At 65.5% G+C, this 23,124-nt stretch carries 28 protein-coding genes; 27 read left to right on the forward strand and 1 reads right to left on the reverse strand.

The features are described from left to right. Positions 1–5: 5 nt before the first annotated feature. The 9 genes from LRS53_RS00450 (at position 6) to LRS53_RS00490 (ending at position 5,967) form a co-directional block, all read left to right on the forward strand. A complete protein-coding gene (locus tag LRS53_RS00450) occupies positions 6–191 on the forward strand; it encodes a Trm112 family protein (protein ID WP_007162406.1) in 186 nt (61 codons plus the stop codon). Then, positions 188–952: a 3-deoxy-manno-octulosonate cytidylyltransferase gene (gene kdsB, locus LRS53_RS00455; protein WP_231354525.1), complete on the forward strand. Its 765-nt coding sequence runs from the start codon at positions 188–190 to the stop codon at positions 950–952. The genes LRS53_RS00450 and kdsB overlap by 4 nt, the downstream gene beginning before the upstream one ends. A 6-nt stretch (positions 953–958) precedes the next feature. Then, the gene (locus LRS53_RS00460; protein WP_231355388.1) at positions 959–1,426 is read left to right on the forward strand and encodes a low molecular weight protein-tyrosine-phosphatase; all 468 of its coding nucleotides are present in this window, start codon (positions 959–961) and stop codon (positions 1,424–1,426) included. Next, positions 1,416–2,438 (forward strand): UDP-N-acetylmuramate dehydrogenase, encoded by a 1,023-nt coding sequence (gene murB / locus LRS53_RS00465; protein ID WP_231354529.1) that lies wholly within the window; start codon positions 1,416–1,418, stop codon positions 2,436–2,438. The genes LRS53_RS00460 and murB overlap by 11 nt, the downstream gene beginning before the upstream one ends. Then, the gene (petA, locus tag LRS53_RS00470; protein WP_231354531.1) at positions 2,435–3,013 is read left to right on the forward strand and encodes a ubiquinol-cytochrome c reductase iron-sulfur subunit; all 579 of its coding nucleotides are present in this window, start codon (positions 2,435–2,437) and stop codon (positions 3,011–3,013) included. Before murB ends, petA begins: the two co-directional genes overlap by 4 nt. After that, on the forward strand, positions 3,010–4,203 hold the full coding sequence (locus LRS53_RS00475) for a cytochrome b (RefSeq protein WP_231354533.1): 1,194 nt from the start codon (positions 3,010–3,012) through the stop codon (positions 4,201–4,203). Before petA ends, LRS53_RS00475 begins: the two co-directional genes overlap by 4 nt. After that, positions 4,200–4,865: a cytochrome c1 gene (locus LRS53_RS00480; RefSeq protein WP_231354535.1), complete on the forward strand. Its 666-nt coding sequence runs from the start codon at positions 4,200–4,202 to the stop codon at positions 4,863–4,865. Before LRS53_RS00475 ends, LRS53_RS00480 begins: the two co-directional genes overlap by 4 nt. 71 nt (positions 4,866–4,936) lie before the next feature. Continuing rightward, the gene (locus tag LRS53_RS00485) at positions 4,937–5,551 is read left to right on the forward strand and encodes a glutathione S-transferase N-terminal domain-containing protein (protein ID WP_017639758.1); all 615 of its coding nucleotides are present in this window, start codon (positions 4,937–4,939) and stop codon (positions 5,549–5,551) included. A gap of 11 nt (positions 5,552–5,562) precedes the next feature. Beyond that, positions 5,563–5,967 (forward strand): ClpXP protease specificity-enhancing factor, encoded by a 405-nt coding sequence (locus tag LRS53_RS00490; RefSeq protein WP_160923278.1) that lies wholly within the window; start codon positions 5,563–5,565, stop codon positions 5,965–5,967. 85 nt (positions 5,968–6,052) lie between these two features. Here the strand turns inward: LRS53_RS00490 and suhB are convergent, their stop codons facing one another. Continuing rightward, positions 6,053–6,868 (reverse strand): type III secretion system regulator SuhB, encoded by an 816-nt coding sequence (suhB, locus tag LRS53_RS00495; protein ID WP_007162415.1) that lies wholly within the window; start codon positions 6,866–6,868, stop codon positions 6,053–6,055. A gap of 140 nt (positions 6,869–7,008) precedes the next feature. On the opposite strand from suhB, the gene trmJ reads away from it, so the two are divergent. The 18 genes from trmJ to der all read left to right on the forward strand — a co-directional run bounded on the left by trmJ (position 7,009) and on the right by der (position 22,715). Then, on the forward strand, positions 7,009–7,797 hold the full coding sequence (gene trmJ, locus LRS53_RS00500; RefSeq protein ID WP_017639756.1) for a tRNA (cytosine(32)/uridine(32)-2'-O)-methyltransferase TrmJ: 789 nt from the start codon (positions 7,009–7,011) through the stop codon (positions 7,795–7,797). Between the two features lie 84 nt (positions 7,798–7,881). After that, complete coding sequence (gene iscR, locus LRS53_RS00505; RefSeq protein WP_017639755.1) at positions 7,882–8,379, forward strand: Fe-S cluster assembly transcriptional regulator IscR; 498 nt, start codon at positions 7,882–7,884, stop codon at positions 8,377–8,379. A gap of 31 nt (positions 8,380–8,410) precedes the next feature. Continuing rightward, the gene (locus LRS53_RS00510; RefSeq protein WP_017639754.1) at positions 8,411–9,625 is read left to right on the forward strand and encodes an IscS subfamily cysteine desulfurase; all 1,215 of its coding nucleotides are present in this window, start codon (positions 8,411–8,413) and stop codon (positions 9,623–9,625) included. A 27-nt stretch (positions 9,626–9,652) separates the two neighbouring features. Next, positions 9,653–10,039, forward strand: coding sequence for a Fe-S cluster assembly scaffold IscU (gene iscU, locus LRS53_RS00515; RefSeq protein ID WP_007162419.1), 387 nt, complete (start codon positions 9,653–9,655; stop codon positions 10,037–10,039). Positions 10,040–10,048: 9 nt separating this feature from the next. Beyond that, entirely contained in the window at positions 10,049–10,372 is a 324-nt protein-coding gene (gene iscA / locus LRS53_RS00520; RefSeq protein ID WP_231354537.1) for an iron-sulfur cluster assembly protein IscA, read from the forward strand. A gap of 8 nt (positions 10,373–10,380) precedes the next feature. Then, positions 10,381–10,902 carry a co-chaperone HscB gene (hscB, locus tag LRS53_RS00525; RefSeq protein WP_017639753.1) on the forward strand — a complete coding sequence of 174 codons (522 nt, stop codon included), beginning with the start codon at positions 10,381–10,383 and terminating at the stop codon, positions 10,900–10,902. Positions 10,903–10,947: 45 nt separating this feature from the next. Then, the gene (gene hscA / locus LRS53_RS00530) at positions 10,948–12,807 is read left to right on the forward strand and encodes a Fe-S protein assembly chaperone HscA (RefSeq protein ID WP_231354539.1); all 1,860 of its coding nucleotides are present in this window, start codon (positions 10,948–10,950) and stop codon (positions 12,805–12,807) included. A 7-nt stretch (positions 12,808–12,814) separates the two neighbouring features. Next, positions 12,815–13,153 carry an ISC system 2Fe-2S type ferredoxin gene (gene fdx / locus LRS53_RS00535; RefSeq protein ID WP_017639751.1) on the forward strand — a complete coding sequence of 113 codons (339 nt, stop codon included), beginning with the start codon at positions 12,815–12,817 and terminating at the stop codon, positions 13,151–13,153. A gap of 11 nt (positions 13,154–13,164) precedes the next feature. Beyond that, positions 13,165–13,365: a Fe-S cluster assembly protein IscX gene (gene iscX, locus LRS53_RS00540; RefSeq protein ID WP_017639750.1), complete on the forward strand. Its 201-nt coding sequence runs from the start codon at positions 13,165–13,167 to the stop codon at positions 13,363–13,365. A gap of 91 nt (positions 13,366–13,456) precedes the next feature. Continuing rightward, complete coding sequence (gene ndk / locus LRS53_RS00545) at positions 13,457–13,888, forward strand: nucleoside-diphosphate kinase (protein WP_007162425.1); 432 nt, start codon at positions 13,457–13,459, stop codon at positions 13,886–13,888. A 93-nt stretch (positions 13,889–13,981) separates the two neighbouring features. Continuing rightward, complete coding sequence (gene rlmN, locus LRS53_RS00550; RefSeq protein ID WP_231354541.1) at positions 13,982–15,121, forward strand: 23S rRNA (adenine(2503)-C(2))-methyltransferase RlmN; 1,140 nt, start codon at positions 13,982–13,984, stop codon at positions 15,119–15,121. 10 nt (positions 15,122–15,131) lie between these two features. Next, the gene (pilW, locus tag LRS53_RS00555; RefSeq protein ID WP_231354542.1) at positions 15,132–15,902 is read left to right on the forward strand and encodes a type IV pilus biogenesis/stability protein PilW; all 771 of its coding nucleotides are present in this window, start codon (positions 15,132–15,134) and stop codon (positions 15,900–15,902) included. Next, positions 15,899–16,882, forward strand: coding sequence for a RodZ domain-containing protein (locus LRS53_RS00560; protein WP_231354543.1), 984 nt, complete (start codon positions 15,899–15,901; stop codon positions 16,880–16,882). Before pilW ends, LRS53_RS00560 begins: the two co-directional genes overlap by 4 nt. A 27-nt stretch (positions 16,883–16,909) precedes the next feature. Further along, complete coding sequence (gene ispG, locus LRS53_RS00565) at positions 16,910–18,022, forward strand: flavodoxin-dependent (E)-4-hydroxy-3-methylbut-2-enyl-diphosphate synthase (protein WP_231354549.1); 1,113 nt, start codon at positions 16,910–16,912, stop codon at positions 18,020–18,022. Between the two features lie 24 nt (positions 18,023–18,046). Beyond that, the gene (gene hisS / locus LRS53_RS00570; protein WP_231354551.1) at positions 18,047–19,354 is read left to right on the forward strand and encodes a histidine--tRNA ligase; all 1,308 of its coding nucleotides are present in this window, start codon (positions 18,047–18,049) and stop codon (positions 19,352–19,354) included. An 11-nt stretch (positions 19,355–19,365) separates the two neighbouring features. Further along, on the forward strand, positions 19,366–20,007 hold the full coding sequence (locus LRS53_RS00575; RefSeq protein WP_231354554.1) for a tetratricopeptide repeat protein: 642 nt from the start codon (positions 19,366–19,368) through the stop codon (positions 20,005–20,007). Then, on the forward strand, positions 20,007–21,149 hold the full coding sequence (gene bamB, locus LRS53_RS00580; protein WP_231354562.1) for an outer membrane protein assembly factor BamB: 1,143 nt from the start codon (positions 20,007–20,009) through the stop codon (positions 21,147–21,149). The genes LRS53_RS00575 and bamB overlap by 1 nt, the downstream gene beginning before the upstream one ends. A gap of 78 nt (positions 21,150–21,227) precedes the next feature. After that, entirely contained in the window at positions 21,228–22,715 is a 1,488-nt protein-coding gene (der, locus tag LRS53_RS00585) for a ribosome biogenesis GTPase Der (protein WP_093256019.1), read from the forward strand. Positions 22,716–23,124 lie beyond the last annotated feature (409 nt).

A 23,124-nucleotide genomic window follows, 5' to 3' on the forward strand; every position in this document is an offset into this window, starting at 1 on the left:
TGCCCATGGATCTCAAGCTGCTGGACATCCTCGCCTGCCCCCTGACCAAGAGTCCGCTGATCCTGAGCGACGACAAGACCGAACTCATCAGCAAGGCCGCCGGCCTGGCCTTCCCGATTCGCGATGGCATCCCGGTGATGCTGGAAAGCGAGGCGCGCATCATCACCACGGACGAGCGTCTGGATAAATGAGCACCGCCTTCACCGTCGTCATTCCGGCGCGCCTTGCCAGCACCCGGCTACCCAACAAGCCGCTGCTCGACATCGCCGGCAAGCCGATGATCCAGCACGTCTGGGAGCAGGCGCGGCGCAGCGGCGCCGAGCAGGTGGTGGTGGCGACCGACCACGACGACATCCTGCGTGCCTGCGAAGGCTTTGGCGCCCGGGTCCTGCTGACCCGGGCCGATCATGCCTCGGGCACCGATCGCCTGGCCGAGGTGGCCGAGCTGCTCGGTCTGGCCGACGATGCCCTGGTGGTCAACGTCCAAGGCGACGAGCCGCTGATTCCGCCGGCGGTGATCGACCAGGTGGCGGGTAATCTCGCCGCCCATCCCGAAGCCGGCGTGGCCACCCTCGCCGAGCCGATCGCGGACGTCGACAGCCTGTTCAATCCCAATGTGGTCAAGGTGAGCACCGACGTGAACGGCCTGGCGCTGACCTTCAGCCGGGCGCCGCTGCCCTGGGCACGCAATGCCTTCGCCAGTGATCGCGCGCAGCTGCCCCAGGGTTTTCCCTATCGCCGGCATATCGGCATCTATGCCTATCGCGCCGGTTTTCTCGCCGACTTCGTCAGCTGGGGTCCCTGCGCCCTGGAAGAGACCGAAGCCCTGGAGCAGCTGCGTGCCCTCTGGCACGGCGTCCGCATCCATGTCGCCGATGCCCTGGAAGCGCCCCAGGCCGGGGTGGATACCCTGGATGACCTCGAGCGCGTCAGACGCCTGCTGGGAGCCTAGATGACCCTGCGCATCCTGTTCGTCTGCATGGGCAACATTTGCCGCTCGCCCACCGCCGAAGGCATCCTCAGGGCCAAGCTGGACGCCGCCGGCCTGGCCGAGGCGGTGGAGCTGGACTCGGCTGGCACTGGCGACTGGCATGTCGGCAAGGCCCCGGATGCCCGCACGATCCAGGCCGCGGCGGGTCGCGGCTATGACCTCGGCGCCCTGCGTGCGCGCCAGGTAACCGCGGACGATTTCCAACGCTTCGACCTGATCCTGGCCATGGATCAGGACAACCTCGCCTGGCTGGAGCAGCTGCGGCCCGACCAGGGTGCAGTACCCGAGCTGTTCCTGGCTCGTCAGGGACTGGCGGTGGATGAGGTGCCGGATCCCTACTACGGCGGCGCGGCCGGCTTCGAGCGCGTCCTCGACCTGCTGGAAAGCGCCTGCGATGGCCTGGTCGCCGAGGTGGCTGCCCGTCATGGTCGCTGAGCTGCAACGGCAGGTCCCCTTGCAGGGGCTCAATACCTTCGGCCTGGTGGCGCAAGCCGATCGCTATCTGGAGGCCGCCAGCGACGCCGAGGTCCGCGCGGCCCTGGCGCTGGCCCGGCAACTGGACGTGCCCCTGCGGGTGCTGGGCGGTGGCAGCAACCTGGTCCTGCCCGAGCGAGTCGAGGGCCTGGTGCTGCGGCTGACGTCCCGCGGTATCCGCCTGCTGGCGGAGGAGGGCGATGCCCTGCTGGTGGAAGCCGAAGCCGGCGAACCCTGGCATCCCTTCGTCATGGCGACCCTGGCCAACGGCTGGTACGGCCTGGAAAATCTCAGCCTGATTCCCGGCACCGTCGGTGCCTCGCCCATCCAGAACATCGGCGCCTATGGCGTCGAATTGAAGGACAGATGCGCCGGGGTCACGGCGCTCGACCGCCACAGCGGCGAACTCCACGACCTCACCCCGGCCGATTGCGCCTTCGCCTATCGCGAGAGCCGCTTCAAGGCCGAGGCCGGGCGCTGGATCGTGCTGCGGGTACGTTTTCACCTCAGTCGCCAGCCGCAGCTGGTGCTGGACTACGGTCCCGTGCGCCAGGCCCTGACCGAAGCGGGTGTCACCCAGCCCACGCCCGAAGCCGTCAGTGCGGCCATCTGCAGCATCCGCCAGAGCAAACTGCCCGACCCGGCGGTGCTGGGCAATGCCGGCAGTTTCTTCAAGAATCCGGTGGTGACGGCGACCGCCGCCGCCGCGCTAAAGGAAGACTATCCAGGGCTGCCGACCTATCCCCAGGCTGATGGCAGCGTCAAGCTCGCCGCCGGCTGGCTGATCGACCAGGCTGGCTGGCGCGGCCATCGCGACGGCGCCGTGGGGGTGCATGCCGCCCAGGCGCTGGTGCTGGTCAACTTCGGCGGCGCCTGTAGCCGGGATGTCCTGGCCCTCGCCGAGCGCATCCGCGCCTCGGTGCGCGAGCGCTTCGGGGTGACGCTGGAGATGGAGCCGGGAAGCCTGACGTGACTGACGATTCGCCCGATGTCCAGCGCCGCCGCCTGCTGATCGCCACCACCTCCGCCGTCGGCGGCCTGGGGCTGGTGGCGGGCAGCGTGCCCTTCGTCTGCGCCCTGCGGCCCAGTCGGTCGGCAGAGGTGGCGGCGGCGCCGGTCGAGGTGGACCTCAAGGGGCTGCGCGAAGGCGAACAGCTCACCGTGCAGTGGCGCGGCCAGCCGGTCTGCGTCTTGCGTCGCAGTGCCGCGGACCAGGCGCGGCTCCTGGCCGACGAGGCGGGGCTGGCCGACCCGGACTCCCGGGAATCCAGCCAGCCACCCTATGTCGATCCGCGCCTGAGATCGCGGCGACCGGATATCTTCGTGGTCACCGCGATCTGCACCCACCTGGGCTGCATTCCCTCCCTGGTGCCAGGCGCGGCAGAGCGGGAGGGGGGCTATCTCTGTCCCTGCCATGGCTCCCATTTCGACCTGGCCGGGCGGGTCTCTCGCGACCAGCCGGCACCGCTGAATCTGGCCGTGCCCCCCTATCATTTCCGCGGCGACACCCTGCTGGTGATCGGCAGCGACGAGGAGGGGGCGACATGAAGAGCGACGAGCCCGGCTGGCTGGAGCGACGGCTGCCCCTGGGCGCCTTCTGGCGACGCCATATCAGCGACTACCGGGTGCCGCGCAACCTCAACGTCTTCTATCTGTTCGGTTCGCTGTTGGTCTTCATCCTGGCGCTGCAGGTGCTGACCGGGCTCTGGCTGTTGTTCGGCTACGAGCCGACGGTGAAGGGCGCCTTCGCCTCGGTCCAGCTGTTCATGCGCGAGGTGCCCTTTGGCTGGTTGATCCGCTATCTGCACGCGGTGGGCGCCTCGGCGCTGTTCGTCTGTCTCTATCTGCACATGCTGCGCGGCCTGCTCTATGGCTCCTATCGCGCGCCGCGGGAGCTGGTGTGGAGCTTTGGCGTGCTGCTCTATGTGCTGCTGCTGGCCCAGGCCTTCTTCGGCTATCTGCTGCCCTGGGGCCAACTGTCCTACTGGGGCGCCCAGGTGTCCCTGAGCGCGGTCGAGGCGCTGCCCCTGGTAGGCCCGAGCCTGGCCGATCTGCTGCGGGGCGGGGTGGTGCTGTCCGATGCCACCCTGCGGCGCTTCCAGGCCCTGCATGTGGTAGGGCTGCCGCTGCTGATCCTCGCGCTGGTGACGCTGCACGTCGTCGCCCTGCGCCAGACCGGCTCGAACAATCCCGAGGGTGATGAGCGCGATGTCAGCGGTGCGGCGGGGTTGCCTTTCCACCCCTACCTGACCCTCAAGGACCTCTGCGGCCTGGCGATCTTCCTGCTGGTCTTTCTCGCCGTGGTACTGCTGGCGCCGGACCTGGGTGGGCTGGTGCTGGAGCCGGCCAACCAGCAGCCGGCCGATCCGCTGGTGACCCCTGCGCATATCGCCCCGCCCTGGTACCTGGCGCCCTTCTATGCGCTGCTGCGGGCGGTGCCGAGCAAGGCCGGCGGTCTCGGCCTGGCGGCCCTGGCCATCGCCCTGCTGTTCGTGCTGCCCTGGCTGGATCGCAGCACGGTCCGCTCGGTGCGCCACAAGGCCTGGCCGGCGCGGCTGGGGCTGTATCTGGGCTGTCTGGCCTTTGCCGCTCTGGGCGTGCTGGGCGTGGTCGCGCTTACCGACCAGCGCCTGCTGCTGGCGCGCCTGGCGGCTGGCGTCTATTTCGCCAGTCTGCTGGGCATGCCCTGGTACAGTAGGCTGGGTCGTCCGCGAACGCTGCTGGAGCTCGGCTCATGATGCGTGGCCTGCTCCTGGGTCTGCTGTTGCTGTGCAGCGGTCTGGTCATCGGTGCCGAAGGCGATCCCCGAGCCGGTGCCCTCACCTTCGGTCGCTATTGCCTGGCCTGCCACGGCCAGGAGTACCAGCGCTTCGATCGCGTCGCCGCCGATCTTCACCTGGACCTCGCCAGCTGGGCGCCCGGGCGCACCGCCAGTGCGCCCATGCTCGGCCTGCTCAAACCCGAGGATGCCCGCCGCGCCTTCGGCAGCGTACCGCCGGACCTCACCCTGATCGCCGCGGTGCGCGGCGAAGCCTGGTTGCGCGCCTTCCTGCAGGAATTCTATGTGGCGCCCGGACGTCCGCTCGGGGTCGACAATCTCGCAGCGCCCGGCACCCGCATGCCCGACGTCCTGGCCGCCCTGCGCGGTCGCCAGCTGCGCGACTGCCACGAAGGGCGCTGCGTGCTGCGCCTGGAGGCGGGCAGTGGCGCCCAGACCCCCGAGCAGTTCGCCCATACCGTCGACGATCTGGTCGCCTACCTGGGCTATTCCGCCGCACCCGAACGTAGCCTCGCCTGGCGGCTCGCACCCTGGGTGCTGGGCTATCTGGTGCTGTTCGCCATCCTGGCCTTCTGGCTCAAGCGCGAATTCTGGCGGCGATTGCCCGACAGTGAGCGATGAGACTAGGTGGCAGGCGGCAAGGTGCGAGATAATCCCCCTTTGCAGCTTCGCCCCTGACGGGGGAGGGACCCATGGGCGCCATAACCCGCCTGACCTGTTTCCATGATCCCGAGGATCACTACAGCCATCGGATCCGTCTGATCCTGGCGGAAAAGAACGTCGAGTGCGAGCTGATCGCCGTGCGCCGTGGCGAGTGCCCGCGGCAGCTGGCCGAGCACAATCCCTATGGCACCGTGCCGACGTTGATGGATCGCGACCTGGTGCTCTATGGCACCGAGGTACTCATGGAGTACCTCGAGGAACGCTATCCGCATCCGCCGCTGCTGCCGGCCTATCCGGTCACCCGGGGTCAGTCGCGGCTGCTGATGCACCGTATCGGGCGCGACTGGTGCACCCTGGTGGACAGTATCCTGCAGGCCGCGCCGGGCGCCGACCTCGCCGCCGCGCGCAAGGAACTGCGGGAAAGCCTGACCGGCGTGGCGCCCATCTTCGCGGAAAAAGCCTTTTTCCTGAGCGACGACTTTTCCCTGGTGGACTGTTGCCTGCTCCCCATCCTGTGGCGATTGCCGCGCCTGGGCGTCGAATTGCCCCGGGCCGCCAAGCCGCTGCAGGACTACATGGATCGCATGTTCGCACGCGACAGTTTCCGATCCAGTCTTTCGGTCACCGAGCGTGAGATGCGCTAGAGGAGAACCCCATGAATTCCAGTCGCCCCTACCTGGTCCGCGCGCTCTACGAGTGGATCGTGGACAACGACTGCACGCCCCATCTGCTGGTCAACGCCGACTACGCCGAGGTGCGCGTGCCGCCGGGCTATGCCAACGACGGCCAGATCGTGCTGAACGCCTCGCCCAGTGCCGTGCGTGACCTGCACATGGACAACGAAGCGGTGAGCTTCAACGGCCGTTTCGGTGGCGTCGCCTACAACCTCTATGTCCCGATCGGTGCCATCCTGGCCATCTACGCCCGGGAGAACGGCCAGGGCATGGTCTTCGACAGCGAACCCAGCCCGCCGGATGACCAGGGTCCCGACAACGGCGGCAGCAAGCCCGAGGCGCCCAAGCCGGCACCGACGCGGCCGAGTCTGAAAGTCGTCAAGTAAACCTGGCCGACACCTGCTGCAGGGCCTTCTGCAGCAGGCATGAAAAAGCCCTGCCGGCAGGGGCTTTTTCGTTAGCCTTGCAAACTCAGCGCTTGAGCGAGGCCGGCAGGTGCGGCTGGATCTGGGTCAGCAGACCGCGGAAGCACTTGGGATTGCCGGCGACGATGTGGCCCTTCTCGAGGAAGTCGTGGCCGCCATTGAAGTCGCCGATCAGGCCACCGGCTTCCTGCACCAGCAGGGCGCCTGCCGCCATGTCCCACTCCGACAGGCCCATTTCCCAGAAGGCGTCGAAGCGACCGGCGGCGACATAGGCCAGGTCCAGGGCGGCGGAGCCGGCGCGGCGGATGCCGGCGGTCTGGCCGATCAGGCTGCGGAACATGCCCAGGTAGTTGTCCAGGTGGTCGACGTCATTGGCACGGAAGGGGAAGCCGGTACCCAGCAGAGCGCCTTCCAGGCTGCGACGGTTGGTGACGCGGATGCGCCGGCCGTTCAAGGCGGCACCGCGGCCACGGCTGGCGGTGAATTCTTCCTGACGCACCGGATCCAGGACCACGGCGTGTTCCAGGCGACCCTTGTACTTGCAGGCGATGCTCACCGAGAAGTGCGGGACGCCACGAATGAAGTTGGTGGTGCCGTCCAGCGGGTCGACGATCCAGACATAATCGGCGCCTTCGCCTTCGCCCGCCAGGTAGCCGGATTCCTCACCGTAGAAACCATGGGTGGGATAGGCCTTGCGCAGGGTGGCGAGGATGGTCTGCTCGGCGGCACGGTCGACTTCGGAGACGAAGTCGTTGGCGCCTTTTTCGTCGACGGCGATCACGTCCAGGCGCTCAATCGAACGGAAAATCAGTTCACCGGCGCTGCGGGCCGCGCGCAGTGCGATGTTCAGCATGGGCTGCATGGATAAATCACCTGGGTTGTATAAGGAAAGCCGGCAATGATAGCAGACTTCGCGGCGCTGAAAGGGGTATTCGTGGCCAGCGGGCGCGTGTGGGCGTAGTATACGGCGCCGATTTCCCGCGTCCGTTCGAGGATAGCCACGTGCTGCACAACATCCGCGTCGTTCTGGTCAATACCAGCCATCCCGGCAATATCGGCGGTGCCGCCCGGGCAATGAAGAACATGGGCCTGTCGCGCCTCTATCTGGTCGATCCCGAGGACTTTCCCAGCGGCGAGGCCAATGCCCGCGCGTCCGGGGCCAATGACGTGCTCGACGCCGCCATCGTGGTCGACACCCTGGAAGAGGCCCTGACCGGCTGCAGTCTGGTGCTGGGCACCAGCGCCCGGGACCGCCGCATCCCCTGGCCGCTGCTGGATCCGCGCGAATGCGCCACCACCTCCCTAGCCCAGGTGGAGCAGGGCGGCGAGGTGGCCCTGGTCTTCGGTCGCGAATACGCCGGCCTGACCAACGAAGAGTTGCAGCGCTGCCACTACCATGTGCACATCCCCTCGGATCCGGCCTTCGGCTCGCTCAATCTCGCCGCGGCGGTCCAGGTGCTGGTGTACGAGGTGCGCATGGCCTGGCTCGCGGCGCAGAACCAGCCGACCAAGATGAACAAGGTCGAAGCCACCGCCATGCTCAACACCCAGCCGGTAACGGTGGAGGAGCTGGAGCTCTACTACGAGCACCTGGAGCAGACCCTGGTGGAGATTGGCTTCCTCGATCCGGCCAAGCCGCGCCACCTGATGAGTCGGCTGCGGCGGCTCTACGGTCGTGCCGGCATCAGCAAGCTGGAAATGAACATCCTGCGCGGCATCCTCACCGAAACCCAGAAGGCCGCCCGCGGCGAATCCCACCCGCGGACTATCCCCCCGATAGATAATGCCTGAGTGATTTGGTCGGTTTTAAAGTTGACCTTTTTTGTCGGGAATCCGATAATCAGGGTCATCCGATGCAACCCGCTCGAGTTCATCATGAGACTGACCACCAAAGGCCGCTATGCCGTAACCGCCATGCTCGACCTGGCGCTGCACGCCCAGCGGGGACCGGTGTCGCTGGCCGACATTTCCGAGCGGCAGGGCATTTCGCTGTCCTATCTGGAGCAGCTGTTTGCCCGGCTGCGCCGCGGCGCACTGGTCAACAGCGTACGCGGTCCCGGCGGCGGTTATCAGCTGGCGCGCGACATGGGCGGTATCCATGTGGCCCAGGTGATCGATGCCGTCAACGAATCCGTGGATGCCACTCGTTGCCAGGGCGGTGGGGGCTGTCACCAGGGTGATACCTGCCTGACCCACCACCTCTGGTGCGATCTGAGCGATCAGATCCACACCTTTTTGAGTGGCATCACCCTGGCCGACCTGGTTGCCCGCAACGAGATCCAGCAGGTGGCCAAGCGTCAGGACACCAAGGCCTGTGCCAGTAAGCAATCGCCCTTAGCGGTCGAAAAAATCGAAGCGTCCACCATCGACTGAGCAGAGACGCCCGTCTGATTAGGAGTAACCGATGAAATTGCCGATCTACCTAGACTATTCCGCCACCACGCCCGTCGATCCGCGCGTCGCTCAGAAGATGAGCGAGTGCCTGCTGGTGGACGGCAACTTTGGCAACCCCGCATCGCGCTCCCACCTGTTCGGCTGGAAGGCCGAGGAAGCCGTGGAAAACGCTCGTCGTCAGGTGGCCGAACTGGTCAACGCCGACCCGCGCGAGATCGTCTGGACCTCCGGTGCCACCGAATCCGACAACCTGGCCATCAAGGGCGCCGCGCACTTCTACCAGAACAAGGGCAAGCACCTGATCACCTCCAAGATCGAGCACAAGGCGGTGTTGGACACCACCCGCCAGCTCGAGCGCGAAGGCTTCGAGGTCACCTATCTCGAGCCGGGCGAAGACGGCCTGATCACCCCCGACATGGTCGAGGCGGCCCTGCGTGACGACACCACCCTGGTGTCCATCATGCACGTCAACAACGAGATCGGTACCGTCAACGACATCGCCGCCATCGGTGAGCTGACCCGTTCCCGTGGCGTTCTCTTCCACGTCGACGCCGCCCAGTCCACCGGCAAGGTCGAGATCGATCTGGAGAAGCTCAAGGTCGACATGATGTCCTTCTCGGCGCACAAGACCTATGGTCCCAAGGGCATTGGCGCCCTCTACGTCCGCCGCAAGCCGCGCGTCCGTATCGAAGCCCAGACCCACGGTGGCGGTCACGAGCGTGGCATGCGTTCGGGTACCCTGGCGACCCACCAGATCGTCGGCATGGGCGAGGCTTTCCGCATCGCCAAGGAAGAGATGGTCCAGGAAAATGCCCGCATCAAGGCCCTGAGCGATCGCTTCTACCGTCAGTTCGAAGGCCTGGAAGAGGTCTACCTGAACGGCAGCCTGATCCATCGTGTGCCGCACAACCTGAACCTGAGCTTCAACTACGTCGAAGGCGAGTCGCTGATCATGGCGCTCAAGGACCTGGCGGTCTCGTCCGGTTCGGCCTGTACCTCGGCGTCCCTGGAGCCGTCCTACGTCCTGCGTGCCCTGGGCCGCAACGACGAGCTGGCGCACAGCTCCATCCGCTTCACCTTCGGCCGCTTCACCACCGAAGAAGACGTTGACTACGCCGCGAGCAAGGTCACCGAAGCCGTCAACAAGTTGCGCGAATTGTCTCCGCTGTGGGACATGTTCAAAGAAGGCGTAGACCTGAGTCAGGTCGAGTGGCAAGCCCACTGACCCACCCTGATAAGCGAGGATTGAACCATGGCATACAGTGAAAAGGTCATCGACCACTACGAAAACCCGCGCAACGTCGGCAAGTTCGATGCTGCCGATCCCGATGTCGGCACCGGCATGGTCGGCGCTCCGGCCTGTGGCGACGTGATGCGTCTGCAGATCAAGGTCAACGAGCAGGGCATCATCGAAGATGCCAAGTTCAAGACCTACGGCTGTGGCTCCGCCATCGCCTCCAGCTCCCTGGCCACCGAGTGGATGAAGGGCAAGAGCATCGAGGAAGCGGCGTCGATCAAGAACAGCATGATCGCCGAAGAACTGGCCCTGCCGCCGGTGAAGATCCACTGCTCGGTACTCGCCGAAGACGCCATCAAGGCGGCGGTCAGCGACTACAAGCAGAAGAAAGGCCTGCTCTAAGGAGGAACCATGGCGATCAGCATGACCGAGTCCGCCGCCCGCCACGTGCAGCGTTTCCTCGATGGGCGCGGCAAGGGGGAGGGCATCCGCCTGGGCGTTCGTACCACGGGTTGCTCGGGGCTGGCCTACGTACTCGAGTTCGTCGATGAATTCGCGGCCGAGGACCAGGTGTTCGAAAGCCATGGCGTCAAGGTCATCATCGACCCCAAGAGCCTGGTCTACCTGGACGGCACCGAGCTGGATTTCGTGCGTGAAGGCCTCAACGAGGGCTTCAAGTTCAACAATCCCAACGTGCGTGGCGAGTGTGGCTGCGGCGAAAGCTTCAACATCTGAGGCCCGCCATGGGTAAGCCCTGTCACTTCGCGCTGTTCGAGATCAAGCCCGCCTTCGAGATCGACCAGGCGGGTCTGGCCGCGCGCTATCGCGACCTGGCCCGCACGGTCCATCCGGATCGGTTCGCCGATGCGCCGGAGCGCGAACGGCGTCAGGCGCTGGAGCGGTCGGCCGAGCTCAACGAGGCCTATCACGTGCTGCGCGCGCCGTCGCGCCGCGCGCGTTATCTGCTGGAGCTCGAAGGCCACGAGATGCCGCTCGAGGCGACCATCCAGGACACCGATTTCCTCATGCAGCAATTGCAGTGGCGCGAGGAGTTGGAAGACCTGCAGGACGCCGGCGACAGCGCGGGCATTCCCGCCTTCCGCCAGCGCCTCAAGGAGGCGCAGCGCGACATCGAGCAGGCCTTCGCCGCGATCTGGCAGGATCCCGCCCAGCGCGAGTCTGCCGAACGCCTGGTCCGTCGCATGCAGTTTCTCGACAAGTTGGCCAGCGAGATCCGCCAGCTCGAAGAGCGTCTGGACGATTAATCACAGGTGTCGCTCAGGCACCGACAACCATAAGCCGACTAGCCAATGGCTCTATTGCAGATAGCCGAACCCGGAATGGCGCCCAAGCCGCACCAGCGCAAGCTGGCGGTAGGCATCGATCTGGGCACCACCAATTCCCTCGTGGCTGCCGTCCGCAGTGGCGTGGCCGAGACCCTGCCCGATCTGCAGGGTGAGGTGATCCTGCCCTCCGCCGTGCGCTATGCCGCCGATGGGGTGGACGTGGGGGCAGGCGCCAAGGCCGCTGCCGCCCAAGATCCCTTCAATACCATTCTCTCCGTCAAGCGCCTCATGGGGCGTGGCATCGCCGACGTCAAGCAACTGGGCGAGCAGTTGCCCTATCGCTTCGTCGCCGGTGAATCGGAAATGCCCTTCATCGATACCGCTGCCGGGCGCAAGAGTCCGGTGGAGGTCTCCGCCGATATCCTGCGGGTGCTACGCGAGCGGGCCGAAGCCACCCTGGGTGGCGAACTGGTCGGCGCGGTCATCACCGTGCCGGCCTACTTCGACGATGCCCAGCGCCAGGCCACCAAGGACGCCGCCCGCTTCGCCGGACTGAACGTCCTGCGCCTGCTCAACGAGCCTACCGCGGCCGCCGTGGCCTATGGCCTGGACCGGGGCGAGGAGGGCGTGGTCGCCATCTACGACCTGGGTGGCGGCACCTTCGACATTTCCATCCTGCGCCTGACCCGCGGCGTCTTCGAAGTCATGGCCACCGGCGGCGACAGCGCCTTGGGCGGTGATGACTTCGATCATGCCATCGCCGGCTGGATCGTCCAGCAGGCCGGGTTGTCCAGCGATCTGGATCCGGGCACCCAGCGGCGCCTGCTGCAGAGCGCCTGCGCGGCCAAGGAAGCCCTGTCGGCTGCCGAGCGCGTCGAGGTCAGCCATGGCGACTGGTCGGGCGTGCTGGAGCGCAGCACCTTCCAAGAGCTCATCGCCCCGCTGGTGGCGCGCAGCCTCAAGGCCTGCCGCCGCGCCCTGCGTGATGCGGAAGTGGAGCCGGCGGAGATCGCTGCCGTGGTCATGGTCGGTGGCTCCACCCGCATGCCCTATGTGCGCGAAGCCGTGGGCGAACTGTTCGAGTGCACCCCGCTCACCGACATCGATCCGGATCGCGTGGTCGCCATCGGCGCGGCCCTGCAGGCCGATTCCCTGGCCGGCAATCGCGCTGGCGAAGAACTGCTGCTGCTGGACGTCATCCCGCTGTCCCTGGGACTCGAGACCATGGGCGGCCTGATGGAGAAGATCATTCCGCGCAACACCACCATTCCGGTGGCGCGGGGGCAGGACTTCACCACCTATCGCGACGGCCAGACCGCCATGCTGGTGCATGTGCTGCAAGGCGAGCGCGAACTGGTCAAGGACGCCCGTTCGCTGGCCCGCTTCGAGCTGCGCGGCTTCCCGCCCATGGTCGCCGGCGCCGCCAAGATCCGCGTCACCTTCCAAGTCGACGCCGACGGCCTGCTCGGCGTCAGTGCGCGTGAGTTGTCCAGTGGGGTGGAAGCCAGTGTCCAGGTCAAGCCGTCCTACGGTCTGACCGACGGCGAGATCGCCAACATGCTGCAGGATTCCTTCCGTCACGCCGGCGACGACATGCAGGCCCGCGCGCTACGCGAGCAGCAGGTCGAGGCGCGGCGGCTGATCGAGGCGGTCACCGCCGCGGTCGCCACCGATGGCGAGCGGTTGCTGGACGCCGAGGAGCGTCAGGTGATCGAGCTGGAAATCGGCCGGCTGGCCGAGCTGCTGGACGCCACCGACCTCCAGGCGCTCGAAGACCAGACCAAGCGTCTTTCTCACGTAACCGATGCCTTCGCCGCCCGGCGGATGAACGCCTCGGTCAAGGCGGCCCTGGCGGGTCGCCGTCTCAACGATATCGAGGAGTAGTTCCATCATGCCGCAGATCACCCTGCTGCCCCACGCCGAGCACTGCCCCGAGGGCGCAGTCTTCGAAGCCAGTGAAGGCGAAACCATCATTGCCGCGGCCATGCGCAACGGCATCGACATCGAGCACGCCTGCGAGATGTCCTGTGCCTGCACCACCTGTCACGTGGTCGTCCAGGAAGGCTTCGATTCCCTCGAGCCTTCCGATGAGCTCGAAGACGACATGCTGGACAAGGCCTGGGGCCTGGAAATGCGTTCGCGCCTGTCCTGCCAGGCGGTAGTTGGCAGCGAAGACCTGGTGGTGGAGATTCCGCGCTACACCATCAACCAGGTTTCCGAAGGTCACTGAGGACAGCTGTCATGGCACTGAAATGGACCGATGTGCTGGATATCGCCATCGAACTCAACGACGCCCATCCCGACGTGGATCCGCGCTACGTGAACTTCGTCAAGCTGCGCAACTGGGTCGTGGACCTGCCGGAATTCGACGACGATCCCCAGCGCGGTGGCGAGAAGGTGCTGGAGGCCATCCAGGCCGCCTGGATCGACGAATCCGCCTGACGCATCGCCCGTACCGCGCTACGCTTTTCACCGGGACCCGCGTATAATCCGCGGGTTTCGTTTTTGCTCTATTCCCACATTCGGAGTTCACATGTCTGTTCAACGTACCCTGTCGATCATCAAGCCCGATGCCGTATCCAAGAATGTCGTCGGTGAGATCGTCACCCGCTTCGAGAAGGCTGGCCTGCGCGTCGTCGCTGCCAAGATGGTCCAGCTGTCCGAGCGCGAAGCCGGTGGCTTCTACGCCGAACACAAAGAGCGTCCCTTCTTCAAGGACCTGGTCTCCTTCATGACCTCCGGTCCGGTCGTGGTCCAGGTGCTGGAAGGCGACAACGCCATCGCCAAGAACCGTGAGCTGATGGGCGCCACCGATCCCAAGAAAGCCGACGCCGGTACCATCCGTGCCGACTTCGCCGTTTCCATCGACGAGAACGCCGTCCACGGTTCGGATTCCGAAGCGTCCGCCGCGCGCGAGATCTCCTACTTCTTCGCAGCCACCGAAGTCTGCGAGCGCATCCGCTAAGGATGAGCGCTGGCCAGGAAAGCGGCCAGCCCGCCTTCCTGGCACCGCCCGCGTCCTGCGCGGGCTTCAAACAGATTTCGTCGAGGTGATCCCATGACCACAGCCACCGATAAGGTCAATCTGCTGGGCCTGACCCAGCCGCAACTCGAGTCGTTCTTCGAGTCCATCGGGGAGAAGCGCTTTCGCGCCGGCCAGGTCATGAAGTGGATCCATCACTTCGGCATCGATGATTTCGACGCCATGAGCAACCTCGGCAAGGCGCTCAAGGAAAAGCTCAAGGCCGCCGCGGAGATCCGTGGCCCCGAGATCGTCAGCGAGGACATCTCCCGCGACGGCACCCGCAAGTGGGTGATCCGCGTCGCCTCCGGCAGCTGCGTCGAAACCGTCTACATTCCGCAGAACGGCCGTGGCACCCTGTGCGTGTCGTCCCAGGCCGGTTGCGCCCTGGACTGCAGCTTCTGCTCCACCGGCAAGCAGGGCTTCAACAGCAACCTCACCGCCGCCGAAGTGATCGGTCAGGTGTGGATCGCCAACAAGTCCTTTGGCAGCGTACCGGCCAAGATCGACCGCGCCATCACCAACGTGGTGATGATGGGCATGGGCGAACCGCTGCTGAACTTCGACAACGTCGTCGCCGCCATGCGCATCATGATGGACGACCTGGGCTACGGCATCTCCAAGCGCAAGGTCACTCTGTCCACCTCGGGCGTGGTGCCGATGATCGAAGAGCTAGCCAAGCACATCGACGTCTCCCTGGCGTTGTCGCTGCATGCACCCAACGACGAGTTGCGCAACGAGCTGGTCCCAATCAACCGCAAGTATCCCTTGGCCATGCTGCTCGATGCCTGCCAGAGATACATCCGGCAACTGGGCGAGAAGCGCGTCCTGACCATCGAGTACACCCTGCTCAAGGACGTCAACGACCTGCCCGAGCACGCCCTGCAGCTGATCGAGCTGCTGCGCAACGTGCCCTGCAAGATCAACCTGATCCCTTTCAATCCCTTCCCGCACTCCGGCTACGAGCGGCCGAGCAAGAACGCCACCCGCCGGTTCCAGGAGCTGCTGGTGCAGGCCGGTTTCAACGTCACGGTGCGGACTACCCGCGGTGACGACATCGATGCCGCCTGCGGCCAGCTGGTGGGGCAGGTCGTGGACCGTACCCGCCGCAGCCAGCGTTACATCGCCGTTCGCCAGCTCGACGGTGCCGAAACCGTGACGCCGCTCCAGGGCTGAGGGCGCGATCATGGCGATCACGCGCTTTGCGGCTGTCGCGCTCGCCCTGGTGGTCGGTAGCCTGGCCGGCTGCGTGACCGAGGGTGACCGCAACCCCATGGATACCCGCCAGGGACGGATGCAGGCCCGTGATGCCTACATCCAGCTTGGCCTCGGCTATGTCCAGCAGGGCAACACCGAACAAGCCAAGGTGCCGTTGAAGAAGGCCTTGGAACTGGATTCCTCCAGCGCCGACGCCCATGCCGCCCTCGGGCTGGTGTTCCAGGCCCAGGGCGAGACCGAACTGGCCGATCAGGAGTATCGCCTGGCCCTGCGCGAGCGGCCCCGCGATGCCCGCATCCTCAACAACTATGGCAGCTTCCTCTATGAGCAGGGGCACTACAAGGATGCCTACGAACGCTTCACCCAGGCCGCCGAAGACAGCCTCTACCCCGAGCGCGCTAGGGTGTTCGAGAATCTCGGCCTGACGGCCTTGCGACTCAATCAGGTCGACTTGGGCAAGGAAAATCTGGAAAAATCCCTGCGGCTGGATCGCAATCAGCCCAGGGCCCTGTTCGAATTGGCTCAATTGGCCTATCAGACGCGCGACTACGTGCCGTCTCGCAGCTATTACCAGGCCTTCAGCCAGCTCAGCCCCCAGAATGCCCGCAGCCTGTTGCTCGGGATCCGCCTCGCCGAGGTGTTCAACGATCGCAACACCGCCGCGAGCTATGCCCTGCAGCTGAAGCGCCTCTACCCGAACTCACCTGAATATCGTCAACTTCAGTCGGAGCAGAAATGACCGCAGTGCAATCCGAAGCGGTACACGCCGGACGGGGCAATCCCGGTGAGATCTTGCGTCAGAAGCGACTGGCGCTTGGCTGGAGCCAGGCCCAGGTCGCCCAGAATCTCAATCTCAGCGAGCGCATCATCGAGCAGCTCGAGTCCGGCAACTATCAGCAGATGCCGGGGCACACCTTTGCCCGTGGCTACACCAAGGCCTATGGCAAGCTGCTGGGCCTGGACCAGGTCGAACTGGTGCGTACCTTCGACAGCTACACCGGCACCGATGCCAAGGGCAGCACCGTGCACAGCCTGGGGCGCCTCGACGAGCCGGTGCGGCTGTCGCGCAATGTCCTCAGATTCGTCAGTTTCGTCCTGGTGGTGCTGATCATCGCCATGGGTCTGTTCTGGTGGCAGGAGCGCAGTCGTCAGACTTCCAGCAGCAGCGCCGTGAGCATGGAGCATGTCGAGGTCGAGGGTGCCGACGGCAAGACCGAGATCCATCCCATCGACGAGCCGGAAGAACAGCCTCCGGTCACTGCTCAGCAGCCCGCCGTCACCCTGCCGTCTCCGGTAGGCACGCCGACGCCGGATGCCAATGCCGTGGCCACCATGACCACCCCGACCGCCGCGCCCACCCCGACTCCGGCCCCGGCCAGCGGTTCGAGCACGTCCACCCCTCCGGCGCCGGCTGCAACGGCGCCTGCCGCCCCGGCCACCGCGCCTGCCGCAGCGCCCGTCGCCGGCAGCGACAGCCTCAACATCCGCTTCACCGCCAACTGCTGGACGCAGGTCAGCGACGGTACCGGCAAGATCCTTTTCAGCGGCGTGAAAAAGGGCGGCGAGAGCCTCGACTACGCCTCGATCAAGGCGCCGGTCAATATCCGTCTCGGCTTCGCTCGCGGTGCCCAGATCACCTACAACGGCCAGGTCGTCGACCTCGCGCATTACACCAAGGGCGAGACCGCCCGCATCAAACTCGGTCAGGCCGGACAATGACGTCCGGCGACCCCATGGGAAACCAGCATGCATAGCGAATCGCCCATCAAACGTCGGTTGTCCCGCAAGATCTGGGTCGGCTCGGTGCCGGTCGGCGGCGATGCTCCCATCGCCGTGCAGAGCATGACCAACACCGAAACCTGCGACGTCGACGCCACCGTGGCCCAGGTTCAGCGCCTGCAGGACGCTGGTGCCGACATCGTGCGCATCTCCGTGCCCGATATGGACGCCGCCGAAGCCTTCGGCCGCATCAAGCAGCGGGTCAGCCTGCCGCTGGTGGCCGACATTCACTTCGACTACAAGATCGCCCTGCGCGTGGCCGAGCTGGGCGTGGACTGCCTGCGCATCAACCCTGGCAACATCGGTCGCGAAGACCGGGTCAGGGCGGTGGTCGACGCGGCCCGCGAGCGCGGCATCCCGATCCGCATTGGCGTCAACGCCGGTTCGCTGGAAAAGGACCTGCAGAAGAAGTATGGCGAGCCCACCCCGGAAGCTCTGGTGGAGTCGGCCATGCGCCACGTCGACCACCTGGAAAAGCTGGACTACCCGGACTTCAAGGTCAGCGTGAAGGCCAGTGACGTCTTCATGGCCGTGGCAGCCTACCGTCAGCTGGCCACCCGCATCGAGCAGCCGCTGCACCTGGGCATCACCGAAGCTGGCGGCCTGCGCTCGGGTACAGTGAAGTCCGCCGTGGGCCTGGGCATGCTGCTGGCCGAAGGCATCGGCGACACCATCCGCATCTCGCTCGCGGCCGATCCGGTCGAGGAGATCAAGGTCGGTTTCGACATCCTCAAGTCCCTGCGCCTGCGTTCGCGTGGGATCAACTTCATCGCTTGCCCGAGTTGCTCGCGGCAGAACTTCGATGTGGTCAAGACCATGAACGAACTGGAAGGGCGCCTGGAGGACCTGCTGGTGCCCCTGGACGTCGCGGTGATCGGTTGCGTGGTCAACGGTCCCGGCGAAGCCAAGGAAGCCCATGTCGGCTTGACCGGGGGTACGCCCAACAACCTGGTGTACATCGATGGCAAGCCGGCCTCCAAGCTGAACAACGACAATCTGGTGGACGAGCTGGAAGGGCTCATCCGCCGCAAGGCGGCCGAAAAGGCCGAAGCGGATGCCGCGCTCATCGCGCGCAGCTGAAAGATCAAGGAATAAGGCCCTTTCGTGAGCAAGTCCCTGCAAGCCATCCGTGGCATGAACGATATCCTGCCGGAGCAGACTCCGGCCTGGCGCTACCTGGAACGTACCTTCGCGACGCTGCTCGACGGCTATGGCTACCACGAGATCCGTCTGCCCATCATGGAGTTCACCGAACTCTTCGCCCGCGGCATCGGCGAGGGCACCGACGTGGTGGACAAGGAGATGTACACCTTCCTCGACCGCAACGAGGAGTCCCTGACCCTGCGTCCGGAAGGCACCGCAGGTTGCGTGCGGGCCGTGCTCGAACATGGCATGACCGGCGGTGGCCAGGTGCAGAAGCTCTGGTACGCCGGGCCCATGTTCCGTTACGAGAAGCCGCAGAAGGGCCGCTATCGCCAGTTCCACCAGATCGGCGTCGAGGTGTTCAACCTGCCCGGTCCGGACATCGATGCCGAACTGATCGTGCTCACCGCACGTCTCTGGCAGCGCCTGGGCCTGACCGACGCCGTGACCCTGCAGCTCAACAGCCTGGGTTCCAGCGCCGATCGCGCCCGCTATCGCGAGGCCCTGGTGGCCTATCTGCAGGAACGCTTCGAGCAGCTCGACGAAGACAGCCAGCGTCGGCTGACCACCAATCCGCTGCGCATCCTCGACAGCAAGAACGCCCAGACCCAGGCGCTGCTGCAGGACGCCCCGACCCTGGCCGACTATCTGGACGACGAATCCCGCGCGCACTTCGACGGCCTCAGGGCCCGTCTGGACGCCGCCGGCATTCGCTACCAGATCAATCCCAAGCTGGTGCGTGGCCTGGACTACTACGGCCGTACGGTCTTCGAGTGGGTCACCGACAAGCTGGGCGCCCAGGGCACCGTCTGTGCCGGTGGCCGCTACGATGGCCTGATCACTCAGTTCGGCGGCAAGCCCACCCCGGGTGTCGGCTTCGCCATGGGAGTCGAGCGCCTGGTGCTGCTGCTGGAAACCCTGGCCTGCCTGCCGGGCGATCTGCAGCGTCCCGCCGATCTCTATCTCTGCGCCTTTGGCGAGGCGGCCGAACTGGCCGGCCTCAAGCTGGCTGAGCAGTTGCGCGATGCCCGTCCCGACCTGCGTCTGCTGGTTAACGCTGGCGCCGGCAGCTTCAAGAGCCAATTCAAGAAGGCCGACAAGAGCGGCGCGCTCTGGGCCATGATCCTGGGTGAAGACGAACTGGCCGCGCAACAGGTGGCGCTCAAGCCGCTGCGTGGCGATGCGCCCCAGGAAAAGGTCGATTTCGCGGCCCTGGCCGCCCGTCTGGACGAGATTTTGCCCCTGGCCGGTTCCGGTCGCGGGAATTGAGGAGAACGGATTTGAGTTCCATCGACGACGACAATCTGGTGGTCGCCAAGGCCTGGTGGCAGCGTAACGGCAAGCCGCTGGTGGCCGGTGGCGTCATCGCTCTGGTCGCGGTACTGGGCTGGCAGGGCTGGCAGCGTTATCAGAATAACCAGGCGCAGGGCGCCTCGGTGCTCTATCAGCAACTGGTGGAAGCCGCCCTGGCGCCCGGTGGCAAGGTCGACACCGCCCGGGTGACCGATACCTACGGCAAGCTCAAGCAGGATTATTCCGGTACCGCCTACGCCCAGTACGGGAGCCTCTTCGTCGCCAAGGTGGCGGTGGAGAACAATCGCCTGGACGACGCCGCCGCCGAACTCAAGGCCGTGGCGGACAAGCCCCATGACGCCGAACTCGGCGAGCTGGCGCGTCAGCGCCTGGCCCGGGTGCTGGCGGCCCAGGGCAAGGCCGAAGAGGGCCTCAAGCTGCTGGATGGCGAGGCGCCTAAGGCCTATGTCGCCAATCGCGAAGAATTGCGTGGCGACCTGCTGGTGGCGCTGAAGAAGCCGGCCGAGGCTCGCGCCGCCTATGAAAAAGCCCGCGCCGCGCTGCCCAACGACGCAGCCGAAGGCGTGCTGCAGATGAAACTCGATGATCTCGCCAAAGGAGACGCCTGATGTTGCGCTGGAAGCCTATCGCGGTACTGTGTCTCGCCCTTGCGGTCGTCGGGTGCAGCAGCACCGGCAAGAAGGAATTGCCGCCGGCCGAGCTGAAGGACATCAAGGCTGAAGTTCGCCTGGATGAAGTCTGGAGTCGCTCGGTGGGCGACGGCCAGGGCAAGGAATACAACCGCCTGGTACCGGCCGTCGACGGCCAGACGATCTTTGCCGCCGATGCCGATGGCCGGGTCATGGCGATGAATCGCGAGACCGGCCAGGTGCTGTGGAAGAAGGACCTGGACCTGCCGGTGTCTGGCGGGGTAGGGGTCGGCTCCGGCCTGGTGCTGGTCGGCACGCTGCGTGGCCAGGTGATCGCCCTCGACAGTGCCAGTGGCGACGAGAAGTGGCGCGCCCAGGCGTCCAGCGAAGTGCTCTCCGCCCCGGTGGTCAACAATGACGTGGTGGTGGTGCAGTCCCAGGACGACAAGCTGCAGGCCTTCGAGCTGGGCAGTGGTACCCGTCGCTGGATCTACGAAGACACCCAGCCGGTGCTGAGTCTGAGAGGCACCGGTGCTCCCCTGGTCACCAACCAGGTGGTCATGGCCGGTTTCGCCAGCGGCAAGGTGGTCGCTCTGGACGTGCAGCGCGGCCTGCCGCTGTGGGAACAGCAGATCGCCGTGCCCAAGGGTCGTTCCGAACTGGAGCGGATCGTCGACGTGGACGGCGGCCTGTCGCTGTCCGGCGACACCCTCTATGTGGTCAGCTACAACGGCCGCGTGGTCGCGCTCAATCCGGCCAACGGCCAGATCCTCTGGCAGCGTGACGCCTCCAGCTACGACGGCGTCGCCGAAGGTTTCGGCAACGTCTACCTGAGCCTGGACAACGGCACCGTGGAAGCGGTCGAGGAATCCTCCACCTCCGCGCTCTGGACCAATGCCGATCTGGCCCGTCGCCAGCTCACCGGTCCGGTGGTCTGGTCGAGCAACGTGGTGGTGGGCGACTACGCCGGCTACATCCATCTGCTGAGCCAGGTCGACGGTCGTTTCGTCGGTCGGACCAAGGTCGACGGTGACGGCGTCCGGGTACGGCCACTGGTCGTCGGCGACATGCTCTACGTTTACGGCAATGGCGGTAAACTCGTCGCCTATCGTCTGCGCTAGAAACTATTATCCTCAACCGATGGCCGCTACCGTGAAGTTCGGTAGCGGCCATCGTGTTTTCTGCTCTGGGAGAGCCGCATGGTTCCCGTAATTGCCCTGGTGGGGCGGCCGAACGTCGGCAAATCCACGCTTTTCAACCGCCTGACCAAGACCCGGGACGCCATCGTCGCCGACTTCGCCGGCCTGACCCGCGATCGCAAGTACGGCGAAGCCAAGTGGCAGGGGCGCACCTACATTGTGGTCGACACCGGCGGTATTTCCGGTGACGAGGAAGGCATCGACCTGAAGATGGCCGAGCAGTCGCTGCAGGCCATCGAAGAATCCGATGCGGTGCTGTTCTTGGTGGACTCCCGCGACGGCATGACCGTCGCCGATCAGATGATCGCCGAGCACCTGCGCAAGCGAAACAAGCGCACCTTCCTGGTGGCCAACAAGGTCGATACCGTCGACCCGGATATCGCCCGGGCGGAATTCAGCCCGTTGGCCATCGGCGACGCCTATCCTATCGCCGCGGCCCACGGGCGCGGCGTGAACAACCTGCTGGAAGACGCCCTGGGCGTCTTTCCCAAGGATGAGGTCGAGGTCGAGGAGCTCACCGAGGAGCAGGTGCGCGCTGCCGCGGAGGAGGGTGGCGACGTCTTCCGTCGCGTGCAGGGCATCGACGAGACCACCGGCATCAAGATCGCCGTGATCGGTCGGCCCAACGTCGGCAAGTCGACGCTGGTCAACCGCATGCTCGGCGAAGAGCGGGTGATCGTCTATGACCAGGCCGGCACCACGCGCGACAGCATCTATATCCCCTTCGAGCGCAACGAAGAACGCTACACCCTGATCGACACCGCTGGCGTGCGCCGCCGCGGCAAGGTCTTTGAAGCGGTCGAGAAGTTCTCGGTGGTCAAGACGCTGCAGGCGATCCAGGACGCCAACGTGGTGATCTTCGTCATGGACGCCCGCGAAGGCGTGGTCGAGCACGACCTCAACCTGCTCGGCTTCGTGCTGGAGACCGGGCGTGCCCTGGTGATCGCCCTCAACAAGTGGGACGGCATGGAGTCCGGCGAGCGCGACTACGTCAAGACCGAGCTGGAACGCCGCTTGCTGTTCGTCGACTTCGCCGACATCCACTTCATCTCGGCGCTGCATGGCACCGGCGTGGGTCACCTGTACAAGTCGGTGCAGCAGTCCTTCGCCTCGGCCACCACCCGCTGGCCCACCAGCCGCCTCACCCAGATCCTCGAGGATGCGGTGCAGGAGCACCAGCCGCCGATGGTCAGCGGCCGGCGCATCAAGCTGCGCTATGCCCACCTGGGCGGCGCCAACCCGCCGCTGATCGTCATCCACGGCAACCAGACGGAAGCGGTGCCCAAGTCCTATACCCGCTACCTGGAAAAGACCTATCGTCGGGTGCTCAAGCTGGTGGGTACGCCGATCCGCATCGAATACCGCGGTGGCGAGAACCCCTTCGAGGGCAAGAAGAACACCCTCACCGAGCGCCAGGTCAACAAGAAGCGCCGCCTGATGAGCCACCACAAGAAGGCCGAGAAGAAGCGCAAGGACAAACGCCGGTAAGTCGGTCGGGCGTTGTGAAGGGAAGGGGGCTAATAGCCCCCTTTTTCTTTGTTAGAGGATTGGGGCAAGGAGGCTACTCGCGCACCGAACTTCCCCCTCTCCCTTTGGGAGAGGGTTGGGGTGCGGGCATCCCGTACGACGTTTGTTCCAGTGGAAAAGACTGAGCCGTTTTCCACGCTACGGTGGTTCCTCTTCGCGGCAGCGGCGGTGCATTGATGCGTCCGGGTGGACGAAACAACCTCCTCTCCCTTTGGGAGAGGGCTGGGGTGAGGGTGATCCCTGCGACGGCCTAGCAGTGAAAAAGATCGTAGCCTCGGCCCCTTCGCGTCGCTAACGGGTAACCTGACTGCCTGCGGTTGCCCTCACCCTGGCCCTCTCCCGGAGGGAGAGGGGATGTTTGGATCAAGCC

Origin of the sequence: Pseudomonas sp. PLB05 (assembly GCF_021106615.1) — a bacterium.
GTDB classification, from domain to species: domain Bacteria; phylum Pseudomonadota; class Gammaproteobacteria; order Pseudomonadales; family Pseudomonadaceae; genus Chryseomonas; species Chryseomonas benzopyrenica.